The organism is Capnocytophaga sp. G2, from assembly GCF_035282625.1.
Classification (GTDB): domain Bacteria; phylum Bacteroidota; class Bacteroidia; order Flavobacteriales; family Flavobacteriaceae; genus Capnocytophaga.
In genome coordinates this window covers 77,975-104,131 of the sequence record NZ_JAYKBU010000001.1, presented here as the reverse complement: position 1 = coordinate 104,131, position 26,157 = coordinate 77,975, and the positions used below count along the sequence as shown (strand labels likewise).

The following is a 26,157-nucleotide window of genomic DNA, read 5'->3' as shown; positions in this document are numbered from 1 at the left end:
ATTAATAAATAAAATTAAGTATAGTGTAATAGGTTATGAAATAAATTATTTAAAAGAATATTTAACAATTAATAGTAGTGGTTAATATGTTCCACGTGGAACATATTGAGTAAAAAAATATTTTTAAATAAGGATTTTCAATGAATTTATATACTTATAGAGGGCTATATCAAAATAGAGTAAAAACAAAATTATAACTAATTTCATGTATAGACGAAAATATATTAAATTAAGAAAAGAACTTATTATTTAGGGTATTGATATAATTGATAAGTTAAATAATGAATAATTAAGAGAAATGCTTAAAAGCGTATTAATGATTAAGATGTTCCACGTGGAACATCTTAAGGGCTTTAATAAAGAAGTATGAATATAACAGATTATAGTGTGAGTGGAGAGGAGTTTTCGTTAGTATATGATAAGTATTATCAACTGTACTATACCACTCCTATTCCTGAGAATTTAGGAAAATATTACCAAAGTAACGCTTATATTTCCCATACAGATGGGAAGAGAGGGTTTTTTGAAAAGCTCTATCAATGTGTGAAGAAATATACACTTCAACAGAAAATGCAGTTAATAGAAAAATATATACCGAAAGGAAAACTCTTAGATATAGGAGCGGGCACGGGTGATTTTTTACGTGTAGCTAAAGGGAGAGGGTGGAAAGTGATGGGAATAGAGCCTGAGGTAAAAGCTCGTGATAGGGCAGGGGAGAAGGGGATTTTTCTACAGAATAGTCAAGATCGGGTTGAAGAAACTTTTGAAGTGATTACTCTTTGGCATGTGTTGGAACATATTCCTAACCTAAAGGAAGAAATAGATTTTCTTAAAGAACACCTTAATCAGGAGGGATTGTTGATTATTGCAGTGCCGAATTATAGAAGTAGAGATGCACAATATTATAAAGAATATTGGGCAGCCTATGATGTACCTCGCCATCTCTGGCATTTTTCTAAGGAGAGTATTCGGTTGCTTTTTGAAGAGAAAGGGTTTGAACTTGTAGGGATAAAACCCATGTTCTTTGATGCCTTCTATGTGAGCCTACTTTCTGAAAAATATAAATCGGGGAAGATGAACTTTTTTAAAGGGTTTTATCAAGGTTTTTGTTCTAATCTTTCTGCTATACGCACAGGAGAATATTCATCGCTGATCTATCTGTTAAAGATAAAGAAATAAAATGATAAAAAGTAAATATTTAGTGGTTTTAAGTAGAATAAAAAGTTAAATATCTATTCGTTTTCTATTTATTTTGTTAAAAGCGAACAGAGTAGTTATTTTATTTTGTACATTTGTCCCACTTTTTGAAAATGTATTATTATGAACAAGATTATTCTAAGTATTGGTCTTTTATTGAGTCTTGCTTCTTGCCAGCAGAGTCAGAAAATTGCTTTTGTAGATAATAGTAAGCTTTTGGATGATTATCAAGAAAAGAAAAATTTAGAAATCCTTCTTAAAGGAAAGATTGATAAATATCAACACAAGCGTGATAGTATTTCTCAAGCTTTTCAAGTAAAAGCACAAGCTTTTGAAGCACAAGCTAAGAGCTTGGCACCTGCTGTCGCACAGCAAAAATATAGTGAATTAGCACAGGAAAGCCAGATGTTACAACAGCAACTTATGGCAGAAGAACAAGCTATTCAGGAGGAAAGTCGTACCAAAATGGATACATTACTTAAGAGAGTAAAGAACTTTATTAAGGAGTATGGAAAGCAACATAATTATGACTTTATTCTTGGAGCCAATGATGGAGGAAGTGTACATTATGGTAAAAGTGATAAGGATATCACTGCAGAAGTAGTAAAAGCACTTAATGAAAAGAAATAGAAATTGCTTTATTATTTTTTAATTGTTATTGGTTACTCAAACGTTCCACGTGGAACGTTTTTTTATTTTAAAAGAAAATAACAGTATCTTAAAAGAGAATTTCTTTAAGAGATTGTATGTAATTAGGAAAAATACCGTTTAAGAGTAGAAATATTCCGAATATTATTAAAAAAATATTAATTCCTTGTTTTACCTTATGAATATTAATGGGAGTGAGCCTATGGCGAAGTCGCTTTGCTATAAGTATTTTTACTACATCTGTGAGTAAGTATGTCAGTAGTATTGTTGCTAAAAAAATAAGTGTACGCATGGAAGTATTTCCCGGTCTGGAAGAGAAGGTAGCAATAGTAGCCAGCCAATAGAAAAAAACACCTATATTGATAATATTCAAGAAAAAGCCTTTGTAAAAAAAAGTAAAATAATTCCCTTCCTTAATTACGGTTATACGTGCCTGAGGAGGGTTTAGTCTGTAATCTTTCCTTTCTTTGAAATAGGAGAACACCCCATAAATAATAATAATAATACCTCCATAAATGAATAAATTAGGATTGTCTTCTATATAATTGGCTAGCTTACTTGTCCCCCAATAAGCTAATGTTATGAAAAAAATGTCTCCTGAGATAGCTCCAAAATCAAAAGCTAATGCTGAGCGCATTCCCTTGGTGATACTGGTCTCTATTAGAATGAAGAATACAGGTCCTATTGTGAAAGCCAATATTATGCCTAAGGAAATAGCTACAAAAATATTCTCTATCATTTTTGAAATAAAAAGCAAATATACATAAAAAAATGAGAACATCAAAAGGTTTTTTTAATTAATTCAAGCTTGATGGATTTTCTATAGGGTATCAACCCATAACCTGCTGAGCAGACCATTACTCTTGTATCATTTTCTCTTCTACAAAAGCCCTTATAGTGGCTGAAACATCTGTCTTTACAGAAATGTCTTTTGTGTTCATTGGTTAATTCTTATGTTTTTACGTATTAGAAATCCCTTTTTTGGCTATTTCTACATATAAAAGGATATTATAATTTTTTATCTTCCTAATGAATTTATACAGGTAAAAAGGAGTTGTTTTATCTAAGAAATAGGACTAATCTATACAAAATAGAAATAGTAGGTACTCATTATGATCCAAAGTATTATGATTAAACTATTTATAATTTAGAAGAGGCTTATGTAAATAGTATGCGATAAGTAGATTCCTTTGCATGGAGAAGATGATTGATTTATAAAGGATCTTTAGAAATAAAAAATAGGGGCAAGTTGTGCAACTTGCCCCTATTGTATTTTGGGAAATTATTTTCTTCTTTCTCTCTCTTGAGCATCCACTACGGCAAAGGTAGTGAGGTTCACCATTTCATCCACACTGGCATTCATTAGGGTAATGTGAATAGGCTTAGAGAGTCCCAAGATAATAGGACCTATGGAATTAAGCCCTTCATCCTCTTTGATAATTTTATAAGAGATATTTGCTGACTCTAAGTTAGGGAATATCAATACATTGGCAGGTTTCCCGTTATTGAGTTTCGAGAAAGGAAAAGCTGCTGCCAACTTTTCAGGATTCAGAGCGATATCCACCTGTACTTCACCATCCACCACCAAATCAGGATAATTTCGGTGTAAATATTCTACCACTTTGGTGAGCTTCTTAGTGCTCTCTGAAGGGGCAGAACCAAAGTTAGAGTAAGAAAGCAAAGCTATGGAAGGCTCTATACCGAACATCTTGGCTTTCTCGGCTACAGCAAGGGTGATTGAGGTCAAATCCTCTGCTGTAGGGTTAGGATTCATAGTAGTATCTGAAAGGAATAGTGGACCCCTTTTGGTAATAAGAATACTGGTTGCTGCGATACGACTAAAGCCTTCCTCCTTTTCCACCAAGTCCAAGATAGGGCGAATAACCTGTGGATAGGAACGCGAATAACCTGTAATCATTGCATCAGCTTGCCCAGTATTAACCAACATAGCTCCAAAGTAATTACGTTCACGCATAAGGCGTTGTGCATTGAGCTGTGTGATTCCTTTACGTTGGCGTTTCTTCCAATAGATATCGGCAAAGGATTTGCGACGTTCTATTTCTTGGTCACTCTTAGGATCAATAATTTGTAGGTTAGCATTAAAGTCCAATCTTTCCATGTGGGAGAGAATGGTCTCCTTATGACCGAGGAGTACTGGAATGGCGATTCCTTCCTCATATACACGTTGGGCAGCCTTGAGCACTTCTAAGATATCAGCTTCAGGGAATACCACTCGCTTAGGATTCTGGCGGGCACGCTCCTGTAGGGCGCGTATTTCCTTATTACTACCTCCTAAACGATCCATAAGTTGTTCACGGTAAGCATCCCAATCGGTAATGGGCTTTTGGGCTACTCCAGAATCCATTGCTGCCTTAGCTACCGCAGGAGGTACTTCATAAATAAGGCGTGGGTCAAAAGGTTTAGGGATAATATATTCCTTACCAAAGGTAAGGTTAATGCCTCCGTATACAGCGTTTACTTGGTCAGGAACACTCTTTTTGGCAAGGTTCGCTAAGGCATGTACCGCAGCGAGTTTCATCTGTTCATTAATCTTAGTAGCCCGTACATCCAAAGCACCGCGGAAGATAAAAGGGAACCCTAATACGTTATTCACCTGATTAGGAGTATCGGAACGACCTGTTGCCATAATGATATCTGGACGTGTCTGGATAGCTAAGTCATAAGCAATTTCAGGAGTAGGATTTGCCATAGCAAAAACGATGGGATCTTTAGCCATGGAAAGAAGCATTTGAGGGCTTACTACATTTCCTTTTGAGAGTCCAATGAACACATCGGCATCCTTGATGGCTTCCTCTAAGGTATGAAGGTTATGATCGGTAGCGAATTCTGCTTTTAGAGCGTCCAAATTTGGATTATCTTTGCGTATGACTCCTTTACTATCAAGCATAACAATATTCTTAGGATTTGCCCCTAAAGCAATATATAGGCGGGTGCAGGAAATTGCTGCTGCTCCTGCTCCATTGACTACGATACGTACTTTGCTAATATCCTTTCCAACAATCTCCAAGGCATTCTTCAAGGCAGCTGCGGAGATAATGGCAGTCCCATGTTGGTCATCATGCATAACTGGAATATCCAATTCTTCTTTAAGACGTCGTTCAATTTCAAAGGCTTCTGGTGACTTAATATCTTCTAAGTTAATACCTCCAAAAGTAGGAGCAATTGCCTTAACCGTATTAACAAAGGTATCCACATCGGTAGTATTTACCTCAATATCAAATACATCAATATCGGCAAAAATCTTAAAGAGCAATCCCTTTCCTTCCATAACAGGTTTGGCAGCATCAGCACCAATATTCCCTAGTCCCAGTACAGCAGTACCATTGGAAATTACCGCCACAAGGTTTCCCTTATTGGTATATCGGTAAGCATCATTTTTGTTCTCTTCAATAGCCAAGCATGGCTCAGCTACTCCAGGAGAGTAAGCCAAAGAGAGGTCATACTGAGTTGCATGTTTCTTGGTAGGTACTACGGCTATCTTCCCAGGTTGGGGATACTCATGATAGTCCAATGCATCACTTTTTTTATGATGTTCTTTCATTTATAATTTTTTTTAATTAGTATTTTTTATTTAAAAAAGTTCTTTATTTTACCCAAGAGGCTTGTTTTCCCAAGTAATGCCTCCATCTGTTGGGTAGTATCCATCTGTAGGAGCATATAATGACCATCCAATTTTTTGATTTTCTCCTGTGGTAAGCGCTCAAGGAAAGTCTTATAATCCAAATCTCCTAAGTAGTTGAGCCCATCCTCACCTCCTTCTGTATCTACCAAAGAGATGCGCCACTGCAAGATATCCTCCTGCTGGAGATCTGTTTTAGTAATATCAATAAAAGGAGGATACTGATAAGGCAATACAGTAGGGACAGTTTTGGTCAGGGTATAGGTACCTATAATTTCTCCTTTATCATTCTGATAGAATATTTGATTAGCAATAAAGATATCCTCGTGTTGCTGTTGGCTCTCCACAAAATCACTAAAAGCCTTTACCTTATCCTGAGCTGAGAGTAGGCGACCCACAATTTCTGCATTCAGTGCAATAGGGCGACATACACCAAAGATAAAACTTTCTTCTCGCTCACCTTCATAGCACCTTACTCCAAACTCAATATCTCCTCTATAGTTATAAGTGATATGGTTGGCTTTGTACTCCATGCCTTCTTCATCTATGATATCCACCTGTAGATATATGGCGAGTTTACTCATGAATTCCATTGCTCCAAGCCAATCCCTCTCGGTACTGGGAGTGAAAACACGCACCTCATAAGCGGCAGGTTCTCCTTCCTGATAACTTACCTCAAAGCCTCGCCCACTAATGCCCTCTTGCCCAAAAAGCATATAGCCAAACTTATTTAAGGGCATTTGCATAACCTCTTTAAAGTTTTCTTCATCTTGGGAAACAACAAATTGTCTGAAATCTCCTCCTGCAACACTTAGAAGCTCTTCTGTACTCATTACCTTAGGAGCTTGTGTGTTTTTGACATAAAAAGTACGACTCATATCTCTAAATTAGTTATTATAGTCAATCATAATAAAATACAAATAGATAGAAAAGTTTTCCCTACCCTATGTGCCAGATACTCATATTTTGCAAATTATTTTGCTTGGCTACAATCGTTATTATATTAAATTAAAGCCATTTCTTACGCTTGAAATAGAGCAGCATAATCACAGAGATAAGCAACATTAACACCCAGCAAGCGGGATATGCCCATGAATAATGGAGCTCAGGCATATACTCAAAATTCATGCCATATACTCCCACAATAAAAGTAAGTGGGATAAAGATTGTAGAAATCAGGGTTAGTAGGCGCATAATATTATTCATTTTATTACTCATCGCCCCCATATAAGTATCGGTAAGTCCCCAGAGGGTATCCCGATAGGTACTAAGGGTTTCTACAATCTGTACAATATGGTCATGCAGGTCACGGAAATATGGCTTTGTTCCTCCTCGAATAAGGTGATGGTTATTCTTTTCTATTCTGGAAATCACTTCACGGGCAGGTACAATAGATTTCTGAAGAAAAGCGGCTTTTTTCTTTAGAACTTGTATTTCAGAAATCATATCCTCACGTGGGTGAGTGATGATCTCATCTTCAATAGCCTCAATGGTATCACTCACTTTATCAAGAATTACCAGATAGTTATCCACAATCGCATCCAAAAGGGCGAAAAGCAAGAAATCCGCTGTATGCTTCCTTATAGCTCCTTCTGCTTCCTGTAGGCGCTTGCGCACAGGATCAAACACATCCCCTCCCTCTGATTCCTGAAAGGTGATAAGGTAGTTCTCTCCTAAGAGTAGGGCTAAGTGCTCAGCAATAAGTTCCTCTCCTTGAAAAAATAGCATCTTTATAATAACCAGTAAGTTATCCTCTAAAAGTTCCACTTTTGGGCGATGTTCTGTATCCAGTACATCCTCCAAGAGCAGTGCATTAAGGTGCGTATAATTACCTATTTTTCGTATTTCCTCAATATTATTAAGCCCATTGATATTTATCCAAGTAATCTTCTCTGGAGTAATAAAAGAGAGTGCTTTCTCACTGGAGAGTACCTTCTGCTTATGGAAAGAACCCTCAGAGAAAGAAATGACTTCTATATCAATTGCCTTTTCTTTTTCGCCAAAATAAACTAAGCTACCTGGAGGCAATCCTATTTTCTTAGCTCTATTAGCTTTCTTCTTTTTGTTACTCACTTCAAGGAATAAATTTAGATAACTAGTAAGTTTGGCACAAAAGTACAACTTTTTACAACAAGAAAAAAATATCTATTGTAATTATTCTTCATGCGTTTCCATCACCTCCTCTATAGCATTGTCAAAGAGGTTGGCAAGAGTAATACCTGCTGCTTTTGCCTGTTGTGGGAGGATACTCGCATTGGAGAGTCCAGGTGTGGTATTCATCTCCAACAAATAAGGTTCTCCCCCTACCAAAATATATTCACTTCGGCTAAAGCCTTTCATCTGCAAAAGGTCATATACTTTAAGAGCAAGGGCTTCTACTTTTTCCTTCTCTTGAGCAGTTAGGCGAGCTGGAGTAATCTCCTTGGACCTACCTTGATACTTGGCTTGATAATCAAAGAAATCATTCTCAGAGACAATCTCAGTAATGGGCAAAACCTTCTTTTTTCCCCGATAAGTAATCACCCCTACAGAAACCTCCGTTCCCTTAAGAAATTCCTCAATGATAATCTCATTATCCACCTCAAAAGCCTTTTCAATAGCATCATCTATATCCTTCTCATTATATGCTTTGTATACACCAAAGCTACTACCCGATCTATTAGCTTTAACAAAACAAGGTAACCCTACTGTTTTTATAATTTCTCGTACGGAGAAATGTTCTCCTTGGTTTAGGTAATATGCTTTAGCACGAGGAATTCCATAGGGGCTCAGCACCGATAGCATATCACGCTTATTAAATGTAAGGGCAGAAGCATACATGCTACAACCCGTAATAGGAACCCCCACAAGGGCAAAGTAGGCTTGTAGGTAGCCATCCTCTCCTGGGGTACCATGAATAGCATTAAAAGCACAATCAAAAGTGATTTTCTTCCCCTTAAGGATTAGGGAAAAATCATTTTTATCTACTACAAACTCTTGATTTTGAGAATCCATATATACCCATTTCTCCTTAGTGATAAGGATGGGATAGGAAGCATATTTACTTTTATCTAAGTGTTCCACTACTGTGGCAGCACTCTTAAGAGATACTTCTGATTCTCGGGAATATCCTCCCATAAGTACAGCGATATTTTTCATTTCGATATTAATTATGATATATTAAACAAATGTTCTGTTCTTGATATAAAAAAGTTTCTATAATGAAGGATAAGAATACCTCCACGAAAGGACATCCATACAAAAAAAGCTACCCAAATCCCTTTAAGTCCCCATTCCAAGAGAAACTCTGTTACATAAAATGTAGGTAAAAAGCCTAAAAAGGTTGCTATGATAAAAGTATTGCGTAATACGATAGTAAGCCCCATTCCTTTATAAATTCCATCAAAGAGAAAGGTGATAGCATTGAGTGGCTGCATGAGAACAACCATCCAAAAAGTTTCAAAAAATAACAACTGAACATCACTATCCTTAGTAAGGAATACCCCCATCTGAAAATAAAAGATAAAGTACAGCATCATAATTAAACTTCCTATTCCCAGAACAATGAAAAACAAATCCCTTACCATATAACGAATAGTTTGGTACTGCCGAGCACTGTATAACCGCCCTGAGAGCACTCCTCCTGCATTACAATAACCATCAAAGAGAAAAACAGAGAAAAGCCATACCTGATTCAATAAGGTGTGGGTAGCCACGATAGTACTATCCTCTCCGCCTCCTAAAATAGTGGCTCTTAGGAAAGAGAAATAAAGCACTGCTTGCAAAAGGGTAGAACGAATAAATAGGTTAAGACTCATTCGTAAATTCTGAAAAAACTTGGGATGTAAGTTCTTTGTTCTGAAAAAGCGGAAAGGAGTCTTCCGATACAGATAGTGCACCGAAACCACCAACATAACTATTTGTGCTAGAAGGCTTGACCATGCCAACCCTTTAATGCCCCAATGAAAAATAAAGACAAAAGTATAATTAAGTGTAATATTAATTATTCCTCCTAATAGACTGATATACATGCTCCAAGAGGTGTTCTGTAAACCTCTGAATATGCTATGGATAGTAAGAGTAAGTAGAATAAAAGGGAAGCCCCATACCCGAATACGAAAATAATCCAAACAGTAGTCCAACAGAATTCCATCTGCCTCATAGAAGTTAACAAGAATGATCTTAGAGGTAAAGAAGGCTACAATGGAACAAAATAAAGAAATTGTCAGAGAAAGGGAGAGTATCTGAGCCACTAAACTCTTTAACTGTGCTACACTCCCTTGACCATAAGCATAAGCCACCTGTGAGGAAATGGCACGACTAATCTGAATAAATATCCATACCAAAGCCGTCAAAAAAGAAGATACAATACCCACTGCCCCTAATACTTCCTTTGTATTGACAGGAATATGCCCTGCCATTACCGTATCAGTAAGGGAAATCACTGGTTCTATCACTCCTGACACAAGGGCAGGTAGTGCCAGACGGTTAATCTCTTTTATGGATATTCGGCTCAAAAAATGATGATTGCTAATTACTTTATAAAGCTCTGCAAAAGTACATTATTTTTCAGAACATACCAAAAGAAGTCAAAAAAAGAAATCTTTAGTGATTTTCTTAGAAAACTCAGTCTTACAAAAAAAGTAGAGTCATTGAGTTATTTTTAATATGTATGCTTTAATTTATAAAATTTTCTAAATAATAGAAATTAATTGTTATTTATCAAAAATAATTCACATATTAATCGCTAATTTGTTAAAAATAAATATTTTTTATCTTATCTCTTTTTCTTTTCAAAAAATATTGTATTTTTGTGGAGGTAAATATTAAAAATTTGTATTATGAAGAACATAGCAAAACTAACTTTTGAAGGGAAAGAATATGAGCTTCCCATTGTAGTAGGAACTGAAGGAGAAAAGGCTATTAACATTGAAAAATTACGCTCCCTCACTGGGCTGATTACCTTGGATTCTGGCTACAAGAATACAGGTTCCTGCAAGAGTGCCATTACCTTCTTGGACGGAGAAAAAGGAATTCTCCGCTATCGTGGTTATAACATAGAGGATTTGGCAGCCAAGGCGGAGTTCTTGGAGGTAGCTTATCTGCTTATCTTCGGAGAACTTCCTACCGTAGAAGAGTATGACAAATTCAAGAAAACCATTCACAAATACACTTTGGTACATGAGGAAATGCGTCAGATCCTCAACGGCTTTCCTAAGGCTGCCCACCCTATGGGAGTACTCTCAGCGGCTACCAGTGCGCTAACGGCTTTCAATCCTATCCCTGTAAATGTACATTGTGAAAAAGACGTATATGAAGCAGTGTGTAAGGCAATTGCCAAAGTAACCATTATCGCCACTTGGGTATATCGTAGGCGTGAGGGATTACCGCTCAACTACTACAATAATGAATTGGGCTATATAGAGAATATCCTACAATTGTTCTTCTCTATTCCTACCGAAAAGTACGAAATCAATCCTACGATTGTCTCCGCACTGAACAAGTTACTGATTCTCCATGGCGACCACGAGCAAAACTGCTCTACTTCTACCGTACGCTTGGTAGGTTCTTCCGAGGCGGGTCTTTTCGCAAGTATCTCCTCTGGGGTATCTGCTCTTTGGGGGCGCTTACATGGTGGTGCCAACCAAGCCGTAATTGAGATGCTCGAAGAGATTCATAGCGATGGGGGTGATGTGGATAAGTTCATCCGTCGTGCCAAAGACAAAGATGATCCATTCCGCCTTATGGGATTCGGACACCGTGTGTATAAGAACTTTGACCCGCGTGCTACTATTATCAAGGCCGCAGCCGACGATGTGCTCAATGCCTTGGGCATAGACGAACCTATCTTCGCTATTGCTAAGCATCTAGAAAAAGTAGCTCTTGAGGACGAATACTTCAAAGCTCGCAACCTTTACCCCAATGTGGATTTCTATTCTGGTATCATCTACAAGGCTTTGGGCATGCACTTGGAAATGTTCACCGTACTCTTTGCCATCGGCCGCCTACCTGGCTGGATTGCACAATGGAAAGAAATGCGCCAAGGCGGAGAGCCTATCGGTCGTCCTCGTCAAATATATGTAGGAGCCACCCAACGTCCGTTTGTGGAACTTAACAAGAGATAGTTATGAAAAGCATTGTATATACCAAAACCGACGAAGCTCCTTTTTTGGCCACACACTCACTACTGCCTATTATTCAGCGCTTCTGTGCCTCTTCAAATGTCACCTTTGAGCTGAAGGATATTTCTTTGGCAGGGCGTATCTTGGCAGCTTTCCCCGAATGGCTCTCTAAGGAGCAACAGGTGAAAGATGACTTAGATGAGTTGGGGCACTTAGCCACTACCCCTGAGGCCAATATCATCAAGTTGCCCAATATCAGCGCCTCTGTGCCTCAGCTCAAGGCGGCCATTGTCGAATTGCAAAAACAAGGCTATCCCCTACCCCCCTATCCTGAAGCTCCTGTTACAGAAGAAGAAAAGGCCATCAAAGCGCGCTATGACAAGGTCAAAGGAAGTGCAGTAAACCCTGTCCTTAGGGAAGGTAACTCCGACCGTCGTGCTCCTAAGGCAGTCAAAGCCTATGCCAAAACCCATCCGCATAGCATGGGAGCTTGGAGTAAGGATTCCAAAACCACAGTGGCTACCATGGACGAAGGGGATTTCTATCATAACGAACAGTCTGTAACGCTCAAAGCTGCCGACACCGTACGTATAGAACTACTCACTGCCTCTGGTAAAACCCAACTGCTCAAGGACAACCTCCCTCTACAAGAAGGAGAGATTATTGACGCTACGGTAATGAGTCGAAAGGCCTTACTGGATTTCTATAAAAAGCAGTTTGCCCGTGCTAAGGAGCTAGGGGTATTGCTCTCTTTGCACCTGAAAGCCACTATGATGAAGGTCTCCGACCCTATTCTCTTTGGCTATGCTGTGGAAACTTTCTTTGAGCCTCTTCTTAGCAAATATGCCGATACCTTCAAGCGCCTAGGGGTGAACACGCGCAATGGCTTCTCCGATGTCTTAGACAGAATAAGCTCCCTCCCCGATGCCGAAAGATCTGCTATCGAAAAAGATATAGAAAAGGTATTCGCCGAAGCGCCCGCTGTGGCCATGGTCAATTCCGACAAGGGCATCACCAACTTACACTTTCCTAACGATGTCATCGTTGATGCTTCCATGCCTGCCATGATTCGCAATTCAGGAAAAATGTGGAATGCCAAAGGAGAAACCCAAGATACCCTCGCCGTACTACCCGACAGTAGTTATGCAGGAGTGTATCAGGTTGTGATAGACTTCTGCAAAGAATATGGAGCTTTCGACCCTACCACTATGGGTTCTGTGCCCAATGTAGGCCTCATGGCGCAGAAAGCCGAGGAATATGGTTCTCATGACAAAACTTTTGAAGTTCCTGAAGACGGGGAAATACGTGTTGTAGGGGCGCATGGCAAGGTATATCTCTCTCACCAAGTAGAACGAGGCGACATTTGGCGTATGTGCCAAGTGGAAGATGCACCCGTACAAGACTGGGTAAAGCTCGCCATAAGCCGTGCAAGAGCTACAGGTGCTCCTGCTGTCTTCTGGCTGGATACCCTCCGCCCTCACGACCACGAACTTATCAAGAAAGTAGGTCGCTATCTGAATGACTACGACACCGAAGGATTGGAAATCCATATTCTCTCCCCCGAAGAGGCTACCCTTTTCTCCCTCAAGCGAGCTAAAAAGGGATTGGATACCATCTCCGTTACTGGTAATGTCTTGCGCGACTACCTCACAGACTTATTTCCGATCTTGGAACTCGGCACCAGTGCCAAAGTGCTTTCCATTGTCCCTCTAATGAACGGCGGCGGACTCTTTGAAACAGGTGCGGGAGGTTCTGCGCCTAAGCTAGCCGAACAGCTCTTCCAAGAAAATCACTTGCGTTGGGATTCCCTTGGGGAGTTCCTCGCCTTGGGTGCTTCCTTAGAGCACTTTGCACAAACCTACAAAAACCCTAAGGCACAAGCACTTGCCGATGCTTTGGACGTAGCTGTAGGTAAAGTCCTTGAAGAAGGCAAATCTCCCCAATCCAAAGTGGGCACCTTGGACAACCGTGGCAGCCATTTCTTCTTGGCGCGCTACTGGGCTGAGGCTTTAGCCGCACAAACCCAGGACAGTGCGCTCGCCCAAGAATTTGCACCCATCGCCAAAGCCTTGGCTGATAATGAGGCACAAATCTTAAGCGAACTTATGCAGGTGCAAGGAAAACCTGTAGATATACAAGGCTACTACCACCCCAACGAAGCACTAACCTTCGAGGTGATGCGCCCTAGTAAAACATTTAATTCAATTATTAATAATTAAATGGTTAGTGGTTAGTGGTTAGTGATTAGTCTTTAGTGACTAGCCTCTAACCACTAACAACTCAAAATTCATAACTCATAACTTAAAACTAACAACGTATGGCATTTGATATTGAAATGATAAAAAAGGTATACGACCGTATGCCTGAGCGAGTAGATAAGGCGCGTAGCATCGTAGGCCGCCCCCTTACCCTCGCTGAAAAAATCCTTTATGCACACCTTTGGGAAGGAACACCTACCCAGGCCTTTGCACGAGGAAAAGATTATGTGGATTTCGCCCCTGACCGCATCGCTTGTCAGGACGCCACCGCTCAAATGGCACTCTTGCAGTTCATGCACGCTGGCAAATCCAAAGTAGCTGTACCTACAACCGTACACTGCGACCACCTTATCCAAGCCAAAGAAGGTGCCGAAATAGACCTTAAAGTGGCTACCGAACAGTCCAAAGAGGTTTTTGATTTCCTTTCCTCTGTATCTAACAAATATGGGATTGGTTTCTGGAAGCCTGGGGCTGGAATTATCCACCAGATTGTCTTGGAAAACTATGCCTTCCCTGGGGGAATGATGATTGGTACTGACTCCCACACCGTCAATGCTGGCGGATTAGGTATGATTGCCATAGGTGTCGGAGGTGCCGATGCGGTAGATGTGATGGCAGGTATGGCTTGGGAGCTAAAATTCCCTAAGCTCATCGGGGTCAAACTCACCGGTAAGCTCAACGGATGGACTGCCCCCAAGGACGTAATCCTCAAAGTAGCTGATATCCTTACTGTGAAGGGGGGTACAGGTGCTATTGTGGAATACTTTGGCGAAGGTGCTCAATCTCTCTCTTGTACTGGTAAGGGTACAATCTGTAACATGGGGGCTGAGATAGGAGCTACAACCTCTACCTTTGGCTACGATGAGTCCATGCGCCGCTACCTCAAGGCTACTGGCCGTGAGGATGTTGTTGCTGCTGCCGACAAAATAGCTACCTACCTGACCGCTGACCCTGAAGTATATGCCGAACCTGAGAAATATTTTGACCAACTTATTGAGATCAACCTCTCCGAGCTAGAGCCTTATATCAATGGGCCTTTCACTCCTGACCGTGGTACGCCTGTAAGCAAGATGAAGGAAGTAGCCCGCGCCAATGATTGGCCTCTCAAAGTGGAATGGGGGCTTATTGGTTCTTGTACCAACTCCTCCTATGAGGATTTGAGCCGCGCTGTATCAGTAATTAAGCAAGCCATTGAGTTGGGCGTTACCCCTAAGGCTTCCTTTGGTATCAACCCAGGCTCCGAACAGATTCGTTACACCATCGAGCGCGATGGTATTATTGATACTTTCAAACAACTCAGCACCAAGGTATTTACCAACGCTTGCGGCCCTTGTATCGGTCAGTGGGACAGAGAAGGAGCAGAAAAACAGGAGAAAAACACCATCGTACACTCCTTCAACCGTAACTTCTCCAAGCGTGCCGACGGAAACCCTAACACCCATGCCTTTGTAACCTCCCCTGAAATGGTAGCTATGCTAGCCATTGCAGGTCGCTTAGACTTCAACCCTCTTACCGATACCCTTATCAACGACAAGGGCGAAGAGGTAAGGTTCAAACCTCCTTACGGAGAAGAACTCCCAACCAAAGGATTTGCCGTAGATGACCCTGGTTATCAGGCACCTGCCAAAGATGGTAGTAATGTAGAAGTCGTGGTATCCCCTACCTCCAACCGCCTACAACTCTTGGAACCTTTCGCCCCTTGGGACGGAAAGAATATCACTGGGGCTAAACTGCTCATCAAAGCACAAGGCAAATGTACTACCGACCATATCTCCATGGCAGGGCCTTGGTTGCGCTTTCGTGGGCACTTGGACAATATCTCCAATAATATGCTCATCGGGGCTGTGAATGCCTTCAATGGCAAGACCAACAGTGTCAAAAATCAGCTCACAGGTGCGTATGACGAAGTGCCTAAGGTACAACGTGCCTACAAGGCTGCTGGGGTTCCTTCTATCGTAGTGGGCGATCAGAACTATGGGGAAGGTTCCTCTCGCGAACATGCAGCTATGGAACCACGCCACTTAGGAGTAAAGGCTGTTTTGGTTAAGTCCTTTGCGCGTATCCATGAAACCAACCTCAAAAAGCAAGGTATGCTTGCCCTAACCTTTGCCAACGAGGCCGATTATGACAAGATCCAAGAAGATGATACTATCAACTTCCTTGACCTCACCGACTTTGCACCCAACAAACCCCTACACTTGGAGTTTGTTCACAAGGACGGCAGCAAGGATGTCATCACCTGCAACCATACCTACAACGCCTCTCAAATAGAGTGGTTTAAGGCTGGTAGCGCATTGAATCTTATTGCTAAGAATAAGTAGCATTAATCTGAGTATATAGACGAAAAGTAAAATAGAAGAGAGGCTACTCTTTTCGGACAGCCTCTTTTTTATTTTTGATAAAAACGCACCCAGTCTACATACATTCTTACTGGCTTAGTAAAAGGTTTTACTTTACCTACCCATTTACCTCCTAATTGCATATCGATGCGCAACATATAGGGACGGGCAAAGGGGAATTGCCCCTCACTTTCCTTCTCGGGTACACGTATATAGCTAAATGTTTGTTTGCCATTTACATAAAAACGTACCTCATCAGTGTCAAGCTCTACGGCATAGACGTTATAATCATCAGGGTTAATAGGAGCTGTAGCAGTGCTTTTTGGGGTTCGCTTGGTAGGATCTTTTTTACCCGCTTGTGTGTAAGTGGAGTGTACGGTATGGTGTACAAAGGGCTCATAATTGAGCCGTTCTACGATGTCTATCTCACCTCCTGTAGGCCAAGGGGCATTGGGTACCATCCAGATAGAAGGCCAGGCTCCTTGAGTAGCTTCGAGTTTGCAACGGATCTCTAATCGTCCTTTTTCAAAATACTTCTTCCCTTTAGTAGAAACACCTCCTGTGATGTATTCCGATTTGTCTTTAGCGGGGTCAGTACTGGGTTTACCTAAGAGGATAAGATTACCGTCTTTAATTTCAAATAAACTTGGGTCTTGGCTCATTGTTTTGCACCAATCAGCATCTGACTTTGGGCAACCCCATATTTTTGACCATATATTGGTAGAGAAAATATCGTCGCGATTAAAATCATCTTCCCAAACTAATTTCCATCCTTCTTTTTGCTTAGAAGGCTCCTCCTTTTGCTTAGAAGGTTCTTCCTTTTCTTGCTGAGAGCATCCTATAGTGATGCTGAGAGCACATAGAATAATAAATAAATTTTTCATGATATGTTATATTATTTTTAAATAAGGCTGTTTAAACTTTTCAAATAAAGTAAAAGTTCCTAAAAATTAGTAATTTTGTGTTTGGAAAAAAGAACACTAAAAATTAGGAACTTTGGGCAAAGATACAGAAGCTGTTTAAACTTTTTTAGAGAAGTAAAAGTTCCCAAAAATTAGTAATTTTGTGTTTGAAAAAAAGAACACTAAAATTCAGGAACTTTGGGCAAAGATACAATAAATAATTGGATTATTCCTTTTTTAAGTGTAGGAAAAAGAGGATTTAAAAGTAATTTTGATTTAGCTTCAATATTTTTATTGATAATCACGAGGTTAAAAACAGGAACACAATGGAGGGAATCATAATGATTTATATGAAATAGAAGAGGTATTAAAGGAGATTTTAGGATTTTTAGAAGAAGCAGATATAGAATGTAAAGGAATGTTTTTCAATGTAGATGCAGGATTTAACAGTAAATCTCTTAGAGAATTTTTAGAAAGAAAAAAATTATAGCTAACGTCAAACCTCATCCTCAAAATGGAGAGCAACCAGATGTTTATTTTGATGAGGAATTATGCAAAAACAGATTTAAAATTGGGCAATCAAATGGTTAGCCTTACGAATATAAAGAATTTATAATTGAGGTATGGATATTTAAACATAACTTGGATTGGAATGCTTCTATTGGAATTTATATCCAAGTTCCTCAAAAAGGTATAAACACGTTTAATATCAAAACACAAAGGTATAAAAGTATTTTAAAGATTCCTCTGCTGATGCATTTCTTGCAACTCACACTTCTCCTTTTTTTACCTAATTTCCAAATTTGCTCATTTGTGAATTATATACTACCTTTGCACTCTAATAATTAAGTGCCCTTGTGGCTCGCACTATGACCTATAATCACAAAGAAATAGAAGCCTTTTGGCAAGAATATTGGGCTAAACACCAAACTTTCAAAGCCCAGAATAACAGTACCAAACCTAAGTACTATGTGCTTGATATGTTCCCTTACCCCTCAGGAGCGGGCTTACACGTAGGGCACCCGCTGGGTTATATTGCCAGCGACATCGTGGCGCGCTACAAGCGTCACAAAGGCTTTAACGTATTGCACCCTCAGGGATACGATAGCTTTGGTTTGCCAGCCGAGCAATACGCTATCCAAACAGGGCAACACCCTGCTGAAACTACTAAGCAGAACATCAAGCGCTATCGCGAGCAGCTCGATAAAATAGGCTTTTCATTCGATTGGAGTCGCGAGGTGAAAACTTCCGACCCCGATTACTATCGTCATACCCAGTGGATATTCATACAGTTGTTCAACTCGTGGTATAATAACGAAACCGACAAAGCAGAGCCTATCGAAACGCTTATCGCTCTCTTTGAAACAGAAGGCAATAGCAAGGTAAATGCTGCCTGTGACGACGATACCCCAACCTTCACTGCTGCCCAATGGCACGCAATGACAGCTGAAAGCAAACAACGTCATTTACTAAAATACCGACTTACCTACTTGGCAGAAACCGAAGTAAACTGGTGTCCTGCTTTAGGTACTGTACTCGCCAACGATGAAATTGTCAATGGCGTATCTGAGCGTGGGGGTCACCCTGTTATTCGCAAGAAGATGACCCAATGGAGTATGCGCATCACGGCTTATGCTGAACGACTTTTGCAAGGCTTAGACACCATCGATTGGAGTGAGAGCATCAAAGAAAGTCAACGCAACTGGATAGGAAAATCAGTAGGAGCCTCTATCGACTTTGTGCTCGCCAGAGGCGAGCACAAAGTCGAGGTCTTCACCACTCGCCCCGATACTCTCTTCGGCGTTACTTACCTTACCCTTGCCCCCGAGCACCCCTTAGTATTGCAAATTACTACTGAGGAACAACGCGCTGAGGTAGAAGCCTACATCGCTGCTACTGCCAAACGTTCAGAGCGCGACCGTATGGCCGATACCAAAACCGTATCAGGAGCTTTCACAGGGGCGTATGCCGTGCACCCACTTACCGGCAAGCAAATCCCTATTTGGATAGGCGATTATGTATTGGCTAGCTATGGTACGGGTGCTGTAATGGCAGTGCCTGCTGGTGACGACCGCGATTATGCCTTTGCCAAACACTTCAAGGGCGCCAAAGGAATGCCTGAAGTGATTAACATCTTCGATAAAGATATTTCGGAAAACGCCTTTACCGACAAAGAGGGAATGACTTACCAAAATTCGGATTTCCTCAATGGTTGCAATAACTTTGACGAAGCGGTTGACAAAGTGTTAGCTGCCTTAGAAGTCAAAGGAGCAGGCAAAGCCAAAGTGAATTACCGCCTTCGCGATGCTGTCTTCTCACGTCAGCGTTATTGGGGCGAACCTTTCCCAGTATACTATGAAAACGGCTTGCCACAGATGATAGGCGAGGAGTACCTCCCTATTCTCCTTCCCGAAGTAGAGAAATACCTCCCTACCGAAGAGGGTAACCCACCGTTGGGCAACGCGACCACTTGGGCGTGGGATACCATAAACCATAAGGTAGTGAGCAATGAGCTTATTGATAACCAAACCATATTCCCGTTAGAATTGAATACGATGCCAGGTTGGGCAGGCTCTTCGTGGTATTGGTTGGAATATATGATGGAAAAAGACGCACGTGGAACCTTCCCTACCAAAGCCGTAGTAGACTATTGGCAAAACGTAGACCTATACGTAGGGGGTAGCGAACACGCCACAGGGCACCTTTTGTACTCTCGCTTCTGGAACAAATTCCTCAAAGACCGCGGTTTTGCCCCCACTGAAGAACCATTTAAAAAGCTCATCAATCAAGGTATGATATTGGGTATGAGTGCCTTTGCGTATCGCTTAGAGGGCACCAATACCTTTGTTTCTAAAAGTCAAATAAAAGGGCAATCAGTACAACCTATTCACGTAGATGTTTCTCTCTTAAAAGACACTTCCGATGAATTAGACATTGAGAAAATTAAGGCGTGGCGTAAAGAATTTGCCAATGCAGAGTTTATTTTAGAAGAAGATGGTAAGTATATCACAGGTCGTGAAGTCGAAAAAATGTCGAAATCCAAATACAACGTGGTAAACCCCGATGATATTTGCGAGCAATACGGTGCGGATACTTTGCGCCTCTACGAAATGTTCTTAGGACCCTTGGAACAAGCCAAACCTTGGAACACAGCAGGTATATCGGGGGTGTATAACTTCTTGCGCAAGCTATGGCGTTTGTATTTCAATGATAATGGTTGGCAAGTAACCGACGAAGCTCCTACGCCCGAGATGCTCAAAGCCCTGCATAAAACCATCAAAAAGGTAAATGAAGATATCGAGAATTTCTCATTCAATACCTCGGTGAGTCAGTTTATGATATGCGTGAATGAGTTATCAACACTAAAATGCCACCATAGAGACGTTTTAGCGCCTCTTGCGGTGTTGGTAGCACCCTTCGCTCCACATATCGCCGAAGAGCTCTGGAAAAGGCTCGGAAACACCGAAAGCGTGACTTATGCACCTTATCCCGTACACGAGGATAAGTATTTGCAAGAGGACAGCAAGGAATATCCTGTATCGTTCAACGGCAAAGTACGCTTCAAACGCGCTTATGCTACCAGTATGAGTGTGGCAGAGATAGAGCAAGCTATCCTCGCCGATCCTCAAACTGCAGAACAGCTACAAGGCAACACCCCTAAAAAGGTAATTGTAGTGCCTAATAGGATTATCAATATTGTAATGTAATAATACAAAGAGGCTTCGCCCACTGAGGAGAAGCCTCTTTTTTTGTCTTAACCCCATTATTGAAAGTTTGAAAAATACAACTTCACAGTGAATCAAAAATTAAAAGTATGTATACAATGAATGCCATAATCATTCTCATATTCGTGCTTGTAGTTGTTTCGGTATATTTTATTGTGCAGTACAAAAGTAATTTCGAAAAACGCTTAGCCTATCATACTCCCCGACTTCTTTCCCCCGAACGACAGGAATATATCAGAGGGGCAGAGCGATATATCAAAAAAGCGAGCGTAGTTATAGGCTTGTTTGTTAGCTTTCCGTTAATGGTTGTATGCGCTTTTCTATTAGCTGATGTTGGAATTCCTATCATTTTTCTTCTTCTAATTTTTCTAATAGCAATAGAGTGTTTGGCTATTTATTTACTATATAGTATTTTAAAAAGAAATATAAAAAACCAGCAAGCACTCTTAGAACAAATGAGTGATAGCGACTTTCGACTATTGCAGAGTGTACAAAAAGAATTATTTCTCTTCAAATACTTTCCTCCTTTTATACTTTGCAAAGATAAGCTGTACTTATTTACTTCTCTTACCGTTGAGGAGATTGATCCTACAGAAATAAAAGAAATAAGTTTTGTTTATGCTAAAGGAGGAAGGCTAATTGTACGTATCAAATCAACAGAATCTACTTCAATTGTGATGTATAGGAATATATATCTTCTTTTGGTAGAGATTATCGAGAAATACAATCCTAATGCTCAAATAAAAACTTTAGAATAACATATTAACTAAATAGAAAAATGAACGATTCTATCATCATCCCTTTTAGTAGAAAGAAAAAGCAAAAAAATCAAATGTATCTTGGTTTTTTTCTGCTTTTGTTGTTAGGAATTATAGTTTCTATCATATCTATTGGTGATATCAATTGGTTCGTTTTAGGAGTAGTTATTGCTATTTTTGCTGTCGGAGTGACTGTTTTCATTAGAAAAAGAATAGAAATTTCTATTCTTAATAAGAAAAATGAAGGACTTGAACTCACTCCAGAATATTTAAAAAACAATACGTCAATTTATCATAATGTAATAGGTGAAATTCCTTGGATTGAAATAGACTCCATACATCGTATGTCTCAACTTACCTATAAAGGGATACTTCGCTTGAAGCTCAAGTCCCCTGAAAAATATGCAGCTAAAATTAACAATAGAGAGGAGGCTTCCTCAGTATATTGGGGAATTTTGATAGATAACAACGAACTGGATATTACTTTTGAGGAATTAGAAAGGCTTATCAATGAGTATTTTGCTAAATACGGCAATTCTTAACTCTTACTTAAAATTATGGACACAGTTTACATTATCTGTTTGGCACCCTTAGTGATTTTTATAGATATCTTTCTGTACCTTACGATAGTGCGAAAAAATGCCTTTGAAGAGCGATTAGCTCTTTATCTCCCTCAGCACCAACTGTCGCAAAAGCGAGAGGCTTATTTGAAAGAGGTGCGTAAGTTCCATTTGTGGGTTACTGGCATTATTATCGTGATATTTACAGCGCCTTTATTCATCTATCTTATAGTGATGATACAAGAGATAGGTATAACAGCAGCCTTGTATTCGCTATTTTTCAATCAAATGGAATGAATAACCTTACTATTTACCTTATTGTTTTTTTGGTATATTGGCTTCTTTCTTACGTGTTTAAGCGCAATGAAAAAGCCCTGTGTATGCTAGTGGAGCAAATGAGTGATAGTGATTTTGAACTATTGCTAAAAGTGAAAGACTGTCTGTCATTGGACAACAAGTACAGTCCACCGTTTGTGTTGTGCAGCCATCAGTTGTACCTTTTTCCTTTCTTTACAATTCGCGAGATTGACCCCACTAAAATTACCGATATGAAATGTAATTGGGGTTGGGGTCGTGGCAGGAATAGTGTGTTTGTACAAATCAAATTGTCGAAGAAAATTATTGGAATTATAATGCCAGAGAAGGCATTTCCTTACTTTCAAAAGGTTGTTGAAAAATATACAAAACTAAAAATCTAATCTTATTTCTCAGAATAACATATTAAATAAATAGAAAAATGAAAGATACTATCATCATTCCGTTCAGCAAAAAGAAAATGCTGAAACTCACAGGCATCTATGCTCTTGTAATGCTTGGTATAGCAGGTTTTATTGCTCTTATTTTATCAGCTGATACCCTAAATCTATACTATTTAGCATTCTTTTTAGTTTTATTGATAGTTGCCATTATTCTCTTTTTTATGGGGATAAAAGCACTATTATCGTTAAAGAGAAGCAAAGGAGGTGTAATACTCACTCCTGAGTACCTCAAAAGCAATGTGAATCTTGTAGGTAAATGGGTAGGTGAAATTCCTTGGAGCGAAATAGCTGCTATAGGCAGAATGAAATTCTACGGAATACACATCCATATCAAACTCAAACACCCTGAAAGCTACTTGAGCAAAATCAAAAGTAAAGAGATAAAGAATAGGTTTGAAGGAATTCAAATCGACAATAGTGAATTGGATATTACTTTTGAGGAATTAGAAAGGCTTATCAATGAGTATTTTGCTAAATATGGCAATTCTTAACTCTTATCTAAAAAAAATGGACATAATTTACATTATCTGGTTCGCACCCTTATTTCTTTTTTTATTTGTGCTTTTCTATTTTGTAGTAGTACGCAAAAATGATTTTGAAAAACGCATCGATATTTTTTACCCTTATCGCCAGCTATCACAAAAACGTGAAGTCTATATGCAGAAAGTTAGTAAAAATAATCATATAATGTTCGCTCTGCTTTTACTACCTTTCTTCATTTTAGTCTATGTATTGTTAAAAGATAACTATCAAGAAATAAGCAAAACTGATACCTCATTTTCTAATGAGAACTTGATGACAATACTAGTCACTTTACTGCCCCTTTTCGTGGGGTATTGTATCCTTTTTTATATACAGAAACGCAGTAAAAAAGCCAAACGTATGCTTTTAGAACAAATGAGTGATTCCGATTTCGAACTACTCCTCAAAATAAGAGACAATTTCTCTTTTCCCTACAAATATGCCCCACCTTTTATGTTGTGTAACAATCACTTATATATTTTTCTTTTTCATACGATTAAAGAAATTGTCCCTACCCAAATTACCTCAGTAAAATGGTATAGTACTAAACATGGGTTTTTAGTACGTATTAAAGATCCTAAAGCTAAAGTTACCGTTTTTAGTATATCTAAAAGTGCATTACCTCTCTTTTTACAAATTGTAGAACAATATACAAAACTCAAATTCAATTATTAACTAAGTAAAAAACCAAGAAATTCTCCTATTAAAAAACAAAACCTCATTTTATAGTAACTATGTACATAATTTACATTATCTGTTTGGCACCCTTAGTGATTTTTATAGGTATCTTTCTGTACCTTACGATAGTGCGAAAAAATGCCTTTGAAGAGCGCTTGGCACTTTATCGCCCTCAGCACCAGCTGTCGCAAAAACGGGAGGCTTATTTGAAAGGGGTGCACAAGTTCCGTTTGTGGGTTACTGGCATTATTATCGTAATGTTTACAGCGCCTTTATTTATCTATCTTATAGTGATGATACAGGAAGTAGGTATAATAACTGCGTTACATTCGCTATTTTTTAATCAAATGAAGTGGGTAATCCCTTTTATTTACTTTGTTGCTTTTTTAGTGTATTGGCTTCTTTCTTATGTGTTCAAGCGCAACGAAAAAGCCTTGTGTATGCTGGTAGAGCAAATGAGCGATAGTGATTTTGAGTTGCTCCTCAAAATAAAAGACAGTTTGCCTTTTATCAGTAAGTATAATCCTTCATTTGTGTTGCGTAATGATCAGTTGTACATATTCCTTTTCTTTGCTATTCGAGAAATTGACCCTACCAAAATAACCTCAATCAATTGGAGTAGTGGTAAGAATGGCATTTTTGTACAACTTAAAACCTCTAAAAACATGATTTTCACCCTATCTCGCGGAGAATTTCCTTATTTTAAAGAGATCATTAAAGAATATAATCCCACACTAATAACTCCATGATGAACATATATATTCCCATTTTAATAAGTACTCTTCCCTTCTATGCCGTTATGGGAGTACTCTTTTACTTTGCTGCTGTTCGAAAAAATACCTTTGAAGAACGTGTGGCTCACTACATACCTTATCATGCTTTAGATAACGAACGAAGGCAGTATATAGAGAAAGTAGAGAAATACAAACGGTACATCTGTATAGGGATGGGCATTTTCCTAAGCCTTGTGCTTGTAGCCCCTCTTATTCCTCTTTTTGTGATGACCTTCCAGCAAGAAGTCAACCTTGGTGGGACAGAGGAACTCTCTTTGCTCTTCATCCCCCTTTCTTTTATTCTTTTGGTATATTACCTATTGAGCTATGTAGTAAAGAGAAATGCCCAAGCTCAGCACCTACTTCTTGAAGAGATGAGTGATCATGATTTTGCCTATTTATTGAAAATGCAGAAAAACCTACCTTGGCTAAGAAAATATTTTCCTTTTTTTATACTCTGTAAAGGAAAACTATATTTTCTAACTTTTTTCACCATTCGGGAGGTGGATCCTAAGAAAGTAGAAAAAATACGCTCTTGGTACTCCAAAGGAAATAGAACTGTTCTTATAAGATATCCCAAAAGGTTTATCACTAGTATGACAGAAAGGGTATATCCTCATCTGGAAACCCTCATTAAAAAATACAACCCTATAGCTGATATAAAATCCTAAATCAATGCAAGCAAAAATCATGGTACTAAACAAGCTCCTCGCCCATTATGGCAAGCAAAATTGGTGGAACCATCCTAATCGTCTATCCGACTGGATTTCTATGATTCTCATCCAGCAGACTACGCAACAGAATGCCGAGCGAGCCCTTGCAAATCTTGAAGGTAAGCTCTCAGTAGCCATTTTACATACAATGGAAGAAGAGGAGCTGCAAGTTCTTATCCGTCCTGCGGGTTTTTACAAACAGAAGAGTACCTATATCAAAGCCTTGATGGCTTGGTATGTCTCGCATGGAGCTTCCTTAGAAAAGTTCACAGCTATTCCTACTGAATCACTTCGCACAGAACTCCTTTCTATCAAAGGAATAGGTGAAGAGACTGCCGATGCAATGTTGTTGTATATCTTTGGTAGAAATGTCTTCATTGCTGACCAATATGCCTTGCGCCTCTTTAATCGTTTAGGGCTTACCACAGCTACCACCTACAAGGCTCTACGTGAAGAGTGTATGCCCTTAGTTGCGGATATTTCTTTAGAAACTTGCCAAGAGTGGCATGCTGTGATAGATGAACATGGCAAAGCCTACCGACGAGGCAATACCGATGAGCGTTGGCTTTTACAGTAGGCTTAATG

20 protein-coding genes and 1 pseudogene are annotated in these 26,157 nt (G+C 39.5%); 14 read left to right on the top strand and 7 right to left on the bottom strand.

The annotated features are described in order from the left end of the window. The first annotated feature begins 366 nt into the window (after positions 1 to 366). Together VJJ03_RS00620 and VJJ03_RS00615 are read left to right on the top strand one after the other, a co-directional pair. Entirely contained in the window at positions 367 to 1,179 is an 813-nt protein-coding gene (locus VJJ03_RS00620) for a class I SAM-dependent methyltransferase (protein WP_323973175.1), read from the top strand. Between the two features lie 141 nt (positions 1,180 to 1,320). After that, positions 1,321 to 1,827: an OmpH family outer membrane protein gene (locus VJJ03_RS00615; protein WP_323973174.1), complete on the top strand. Its 507-nt coding sequence runs from the start codon at positions 1,321 to 1,323 to the stop codon at positions 1,825 to 1,827. An 88-nt stretch (positions 1,828 to 1,915) separates the two neighbouring features. On the opposite strand, the gene VJJ03_RS00610 is transcribed toward VJJ03_RS00615, so the two are convergent. From VJJ03_RS00610 to VJJ03_RS00585, 6 genes are all read right to left on the bottom strand, one after another. Next, positions 1,916 to 2,584, bottom strand: coding sequence for a LysE family translocator (locus tag VJJ03_RS00610; RefSeq protein WP_323973172.1), 669 nt, complete (start codon positions 2,582 to 2,584; stop codon positions 1,916 to 1,918). Positions 2,585 to 3,127: 543 nt separating this feature from the next. Next, a complete protein-coding gene (locus VJJ03_RS00605) occupies positions 3,128 to 5,407 on the bottom strand; it encodes an NADP-dependent malic enzyme (protein ID WP_009744720.1) in 2,280 nt (759 codons plus the stop codon). Positions 5,408 to 5,433: 26 nt separating this feature from the next. Continuing rightward, complete coding sequence (locus VJJ03_RS00600; RefSeq protein ID WP_323973170.1) at positions 5,434 to 6,363, bottom strand: DUF4299 family protein; 930 nt, start codon at positions 6,361 to 6,363, stop codon at positions 5,434 to 5,436. Positions 6,364 to 6,493: 130 nt separating this feature from the next. Next, positions 6,494 to 7,558, bottom strand: a complete 1,065-nt coding sequence (gene corA / locus VJJ03_RS00595; protein WP_009744718.1) for a magnesium/cobalt transporter CorA — start codon at positions 7,556 to 7,558, stop codon at positions 6,494 to 6,496. 81 nt (positions 7,559 to 7,639) lie between these two features. Beyond that, positions 7,640 to 8,623: a D-alanine--D-alanine ligase gene (locus VJJ03_RS00590; protein ID WP_323973168.1), complete on the bottom strand. Its 984-nt coding sequence runs from the start codon at positions 8,621 to 8,623 to the stop codon at positions 7,640 to 7,642. 11 nt (positions 8,624 to 8,634) lie between these two features. Then, positions 8,635 to 9,981 carry an MATE family efflux transporter gene (locus VJJ03_RS00585; protein WP_323973166.1) on the bottom strand — a complete coding sequence of 449 codons (1,347 nt, stop codon included), beginning with the start codon at positions 9,979 to 9,981 and terminating at the stop codon, positions 8,635 to 8,637. A 324-nt stretch (positions 9,982 to 10,305) separates the two neighbouring features. Between VJJ03_RS00585 and VJJ03_RS00580 the strand changes: the two genes are divergently transcribed. The 3 genes from VJJ03_RS00580 (at position 10,306) to VJJ03_RS00570 (ending at position 16,165) form a co-directional block, all read left to right on the top strand. Continuing rightward, positions 10,306 to 11,589 carry a citrate synthase gene (locus VJJ03_RS00580; RefSeq protein WP_323973164.1) on the top strand — a complete coding sequence of 428 codons (1,284 nt, stop codon included), beginning with the start codon at positions 10,306 to 10,308 and terminating at the stop codon, positions 11,587 to 11,589. Positions 11,590 to 11,591: 2 nt separating this feature from the next. Further along, the gene (locus tag VJJ03_RS00575; protein ID WP_323973163.1) at positions 11,592 to 13,805 is read left to right on the top strand and encodes an NADP-dependent isocitrate dehydrogenase; all 2,214 of its coding nucleotides are present in this window, start codon (positions 11,592 to 11,594) and stop codon (positions 13,803 to 13,805) included. A 98-nt stretch (positions 13,806 to 13,903) separates the two neighbouring features. Beyond that, positions 13,904 to 16,165 (top strand): aconitate hydratase, encoded by a 2,262-nt coding sequence (locus VJJ03_RS00570; RefSeq protein ID WP_323973161.1) that lies wholly within the window; start codon positions 13,904 to 13,906, stop codon positions 16,163 to 16,165. A 68-nt stretch (positions 16,166 to 16,233) separates the two neighbouring features. On the opposite strand, the gene VJJ03_RS00565 is transcribed toward VJJ03_RS00570, so the two are convergent. Beyond that, entirely contained in the window at positions 16,234 to 17,067 is an 834-nt protein-coding gene (locus VJJ03_RS00565; RefSeq protein WP_009744711.1) for a glycoside hydrolase family 16 protein, read from the bottom strand. A gap of 887 nt (positions 17,068 to 17,954) precedes the next feature. Between VJJ03_RS00565 and leuS the strand changes: the two genes are divergently transcribed. From leuS to VJJ03_RS00520, 9 genes and pseudogenes are all read left to right on the top strand, one after another. Next, entirely contained in the window at positions 17,955 to 20,792 is a 2,838-nt protein-coding gene (gene leuS, locus VJJ03_RS00560) for a leucine--tRNA ligase (RefSeq protein ID WP_323973159.1), read from the top strand. Between the two features lie 116 nt (positions 20,793 to 20,908). Beyond that, a complete protein-coding gene (locus VJJ03_RS00555; RefSeq protein ID WP_323973157.1) occupies positions 20,909 to 21,568 on the top strand; it encodes a hypothetical protein in 660 nt (219 codons plus the stop codon). Between the two features lie 20 nt (positions 21,569 to 21,588). After that, positions 21,589 to 22,110 carry an STM3941 family protein gene (locus tag VJJ03_RS00550; RefSeq protein WP_323973155.1) on the top strand — a complete coding sequence of 174 codons (522 nt, stop codon included), beginning with the start codon at positions 21,589 to 21,591 and terminating at the stop codon, positions 22,108 to 22,110. 15 nt (positions 22,111 to 22,125) lie between these two features. Next, positions 22,126 to 22,826, top strand: a pseudogene (locus VJJ03_RS00545) (hypothetical protein). A gap of 38 nt (positions 22,827 to 22,864) precedes the next feature. Beyond that, a complete protein-coding gene (locus tag VJJ03_RS00540) occupies positions 22,865 to 23,377 on the top strand; it encodes an STM3941 family protein (RefSeq protein ID WP_009744704.1) in 513 nt (170 codons plus the stop codon). Between the two features lie 16 nt (positions 23,378 to 23,393). Then, positions 23,394 to 24,083 (top strand): hypothetical protein, encoded by a 690-nt coding sequence (locus tag VJJ03_RS00535; protein ID WP_040358139.1) that lies wholly within the window; start codon positions 23,394 to 23,396, stop codon positions 24,081 to 24,083. 59 nt (positions 24,084 to 24,142) lie between these two features. Then, on the top strand, positions 24,143 to 24,835 hold the full coding sequence (locus tag VJJ03_RS00530) for a hypothetical protein (protein WP_323973153.1): 693 nt from the start codon (positions 24,143 to 24,145) through the stop codon (positions 24,833 to 24,835). Continuing rightward, on the top strand, positions 24,832 to 25,530 hold the full coding sequence (locus VJJ03_RS00525) for a hypothetical protein (RefSeq protein ID WP_009744701.1): 699 nt from the start codon (positions 24,832 to 24,834) through the stop codon (positions 25,528 to 25,530). Before VJJ03_RS00530 ends, VJJ03_RS00525 begins: the two co-directional genes overlap by 4 nt. A gap of 4 nt (positions 25,531 to 25,534) precedes the next feature. Then, entirely contained in the window at positions 25,535 to 26,149 is a 615-nt protein-coding gene (locus tag VJJ03_RS00520; protein ID WP_009744700.1) for an endonuclease III domain-containing protein, read from the top strand. The last annotated feature ends 8 nt before the right edge of the window (positions 26,150 to 26,157 follow it).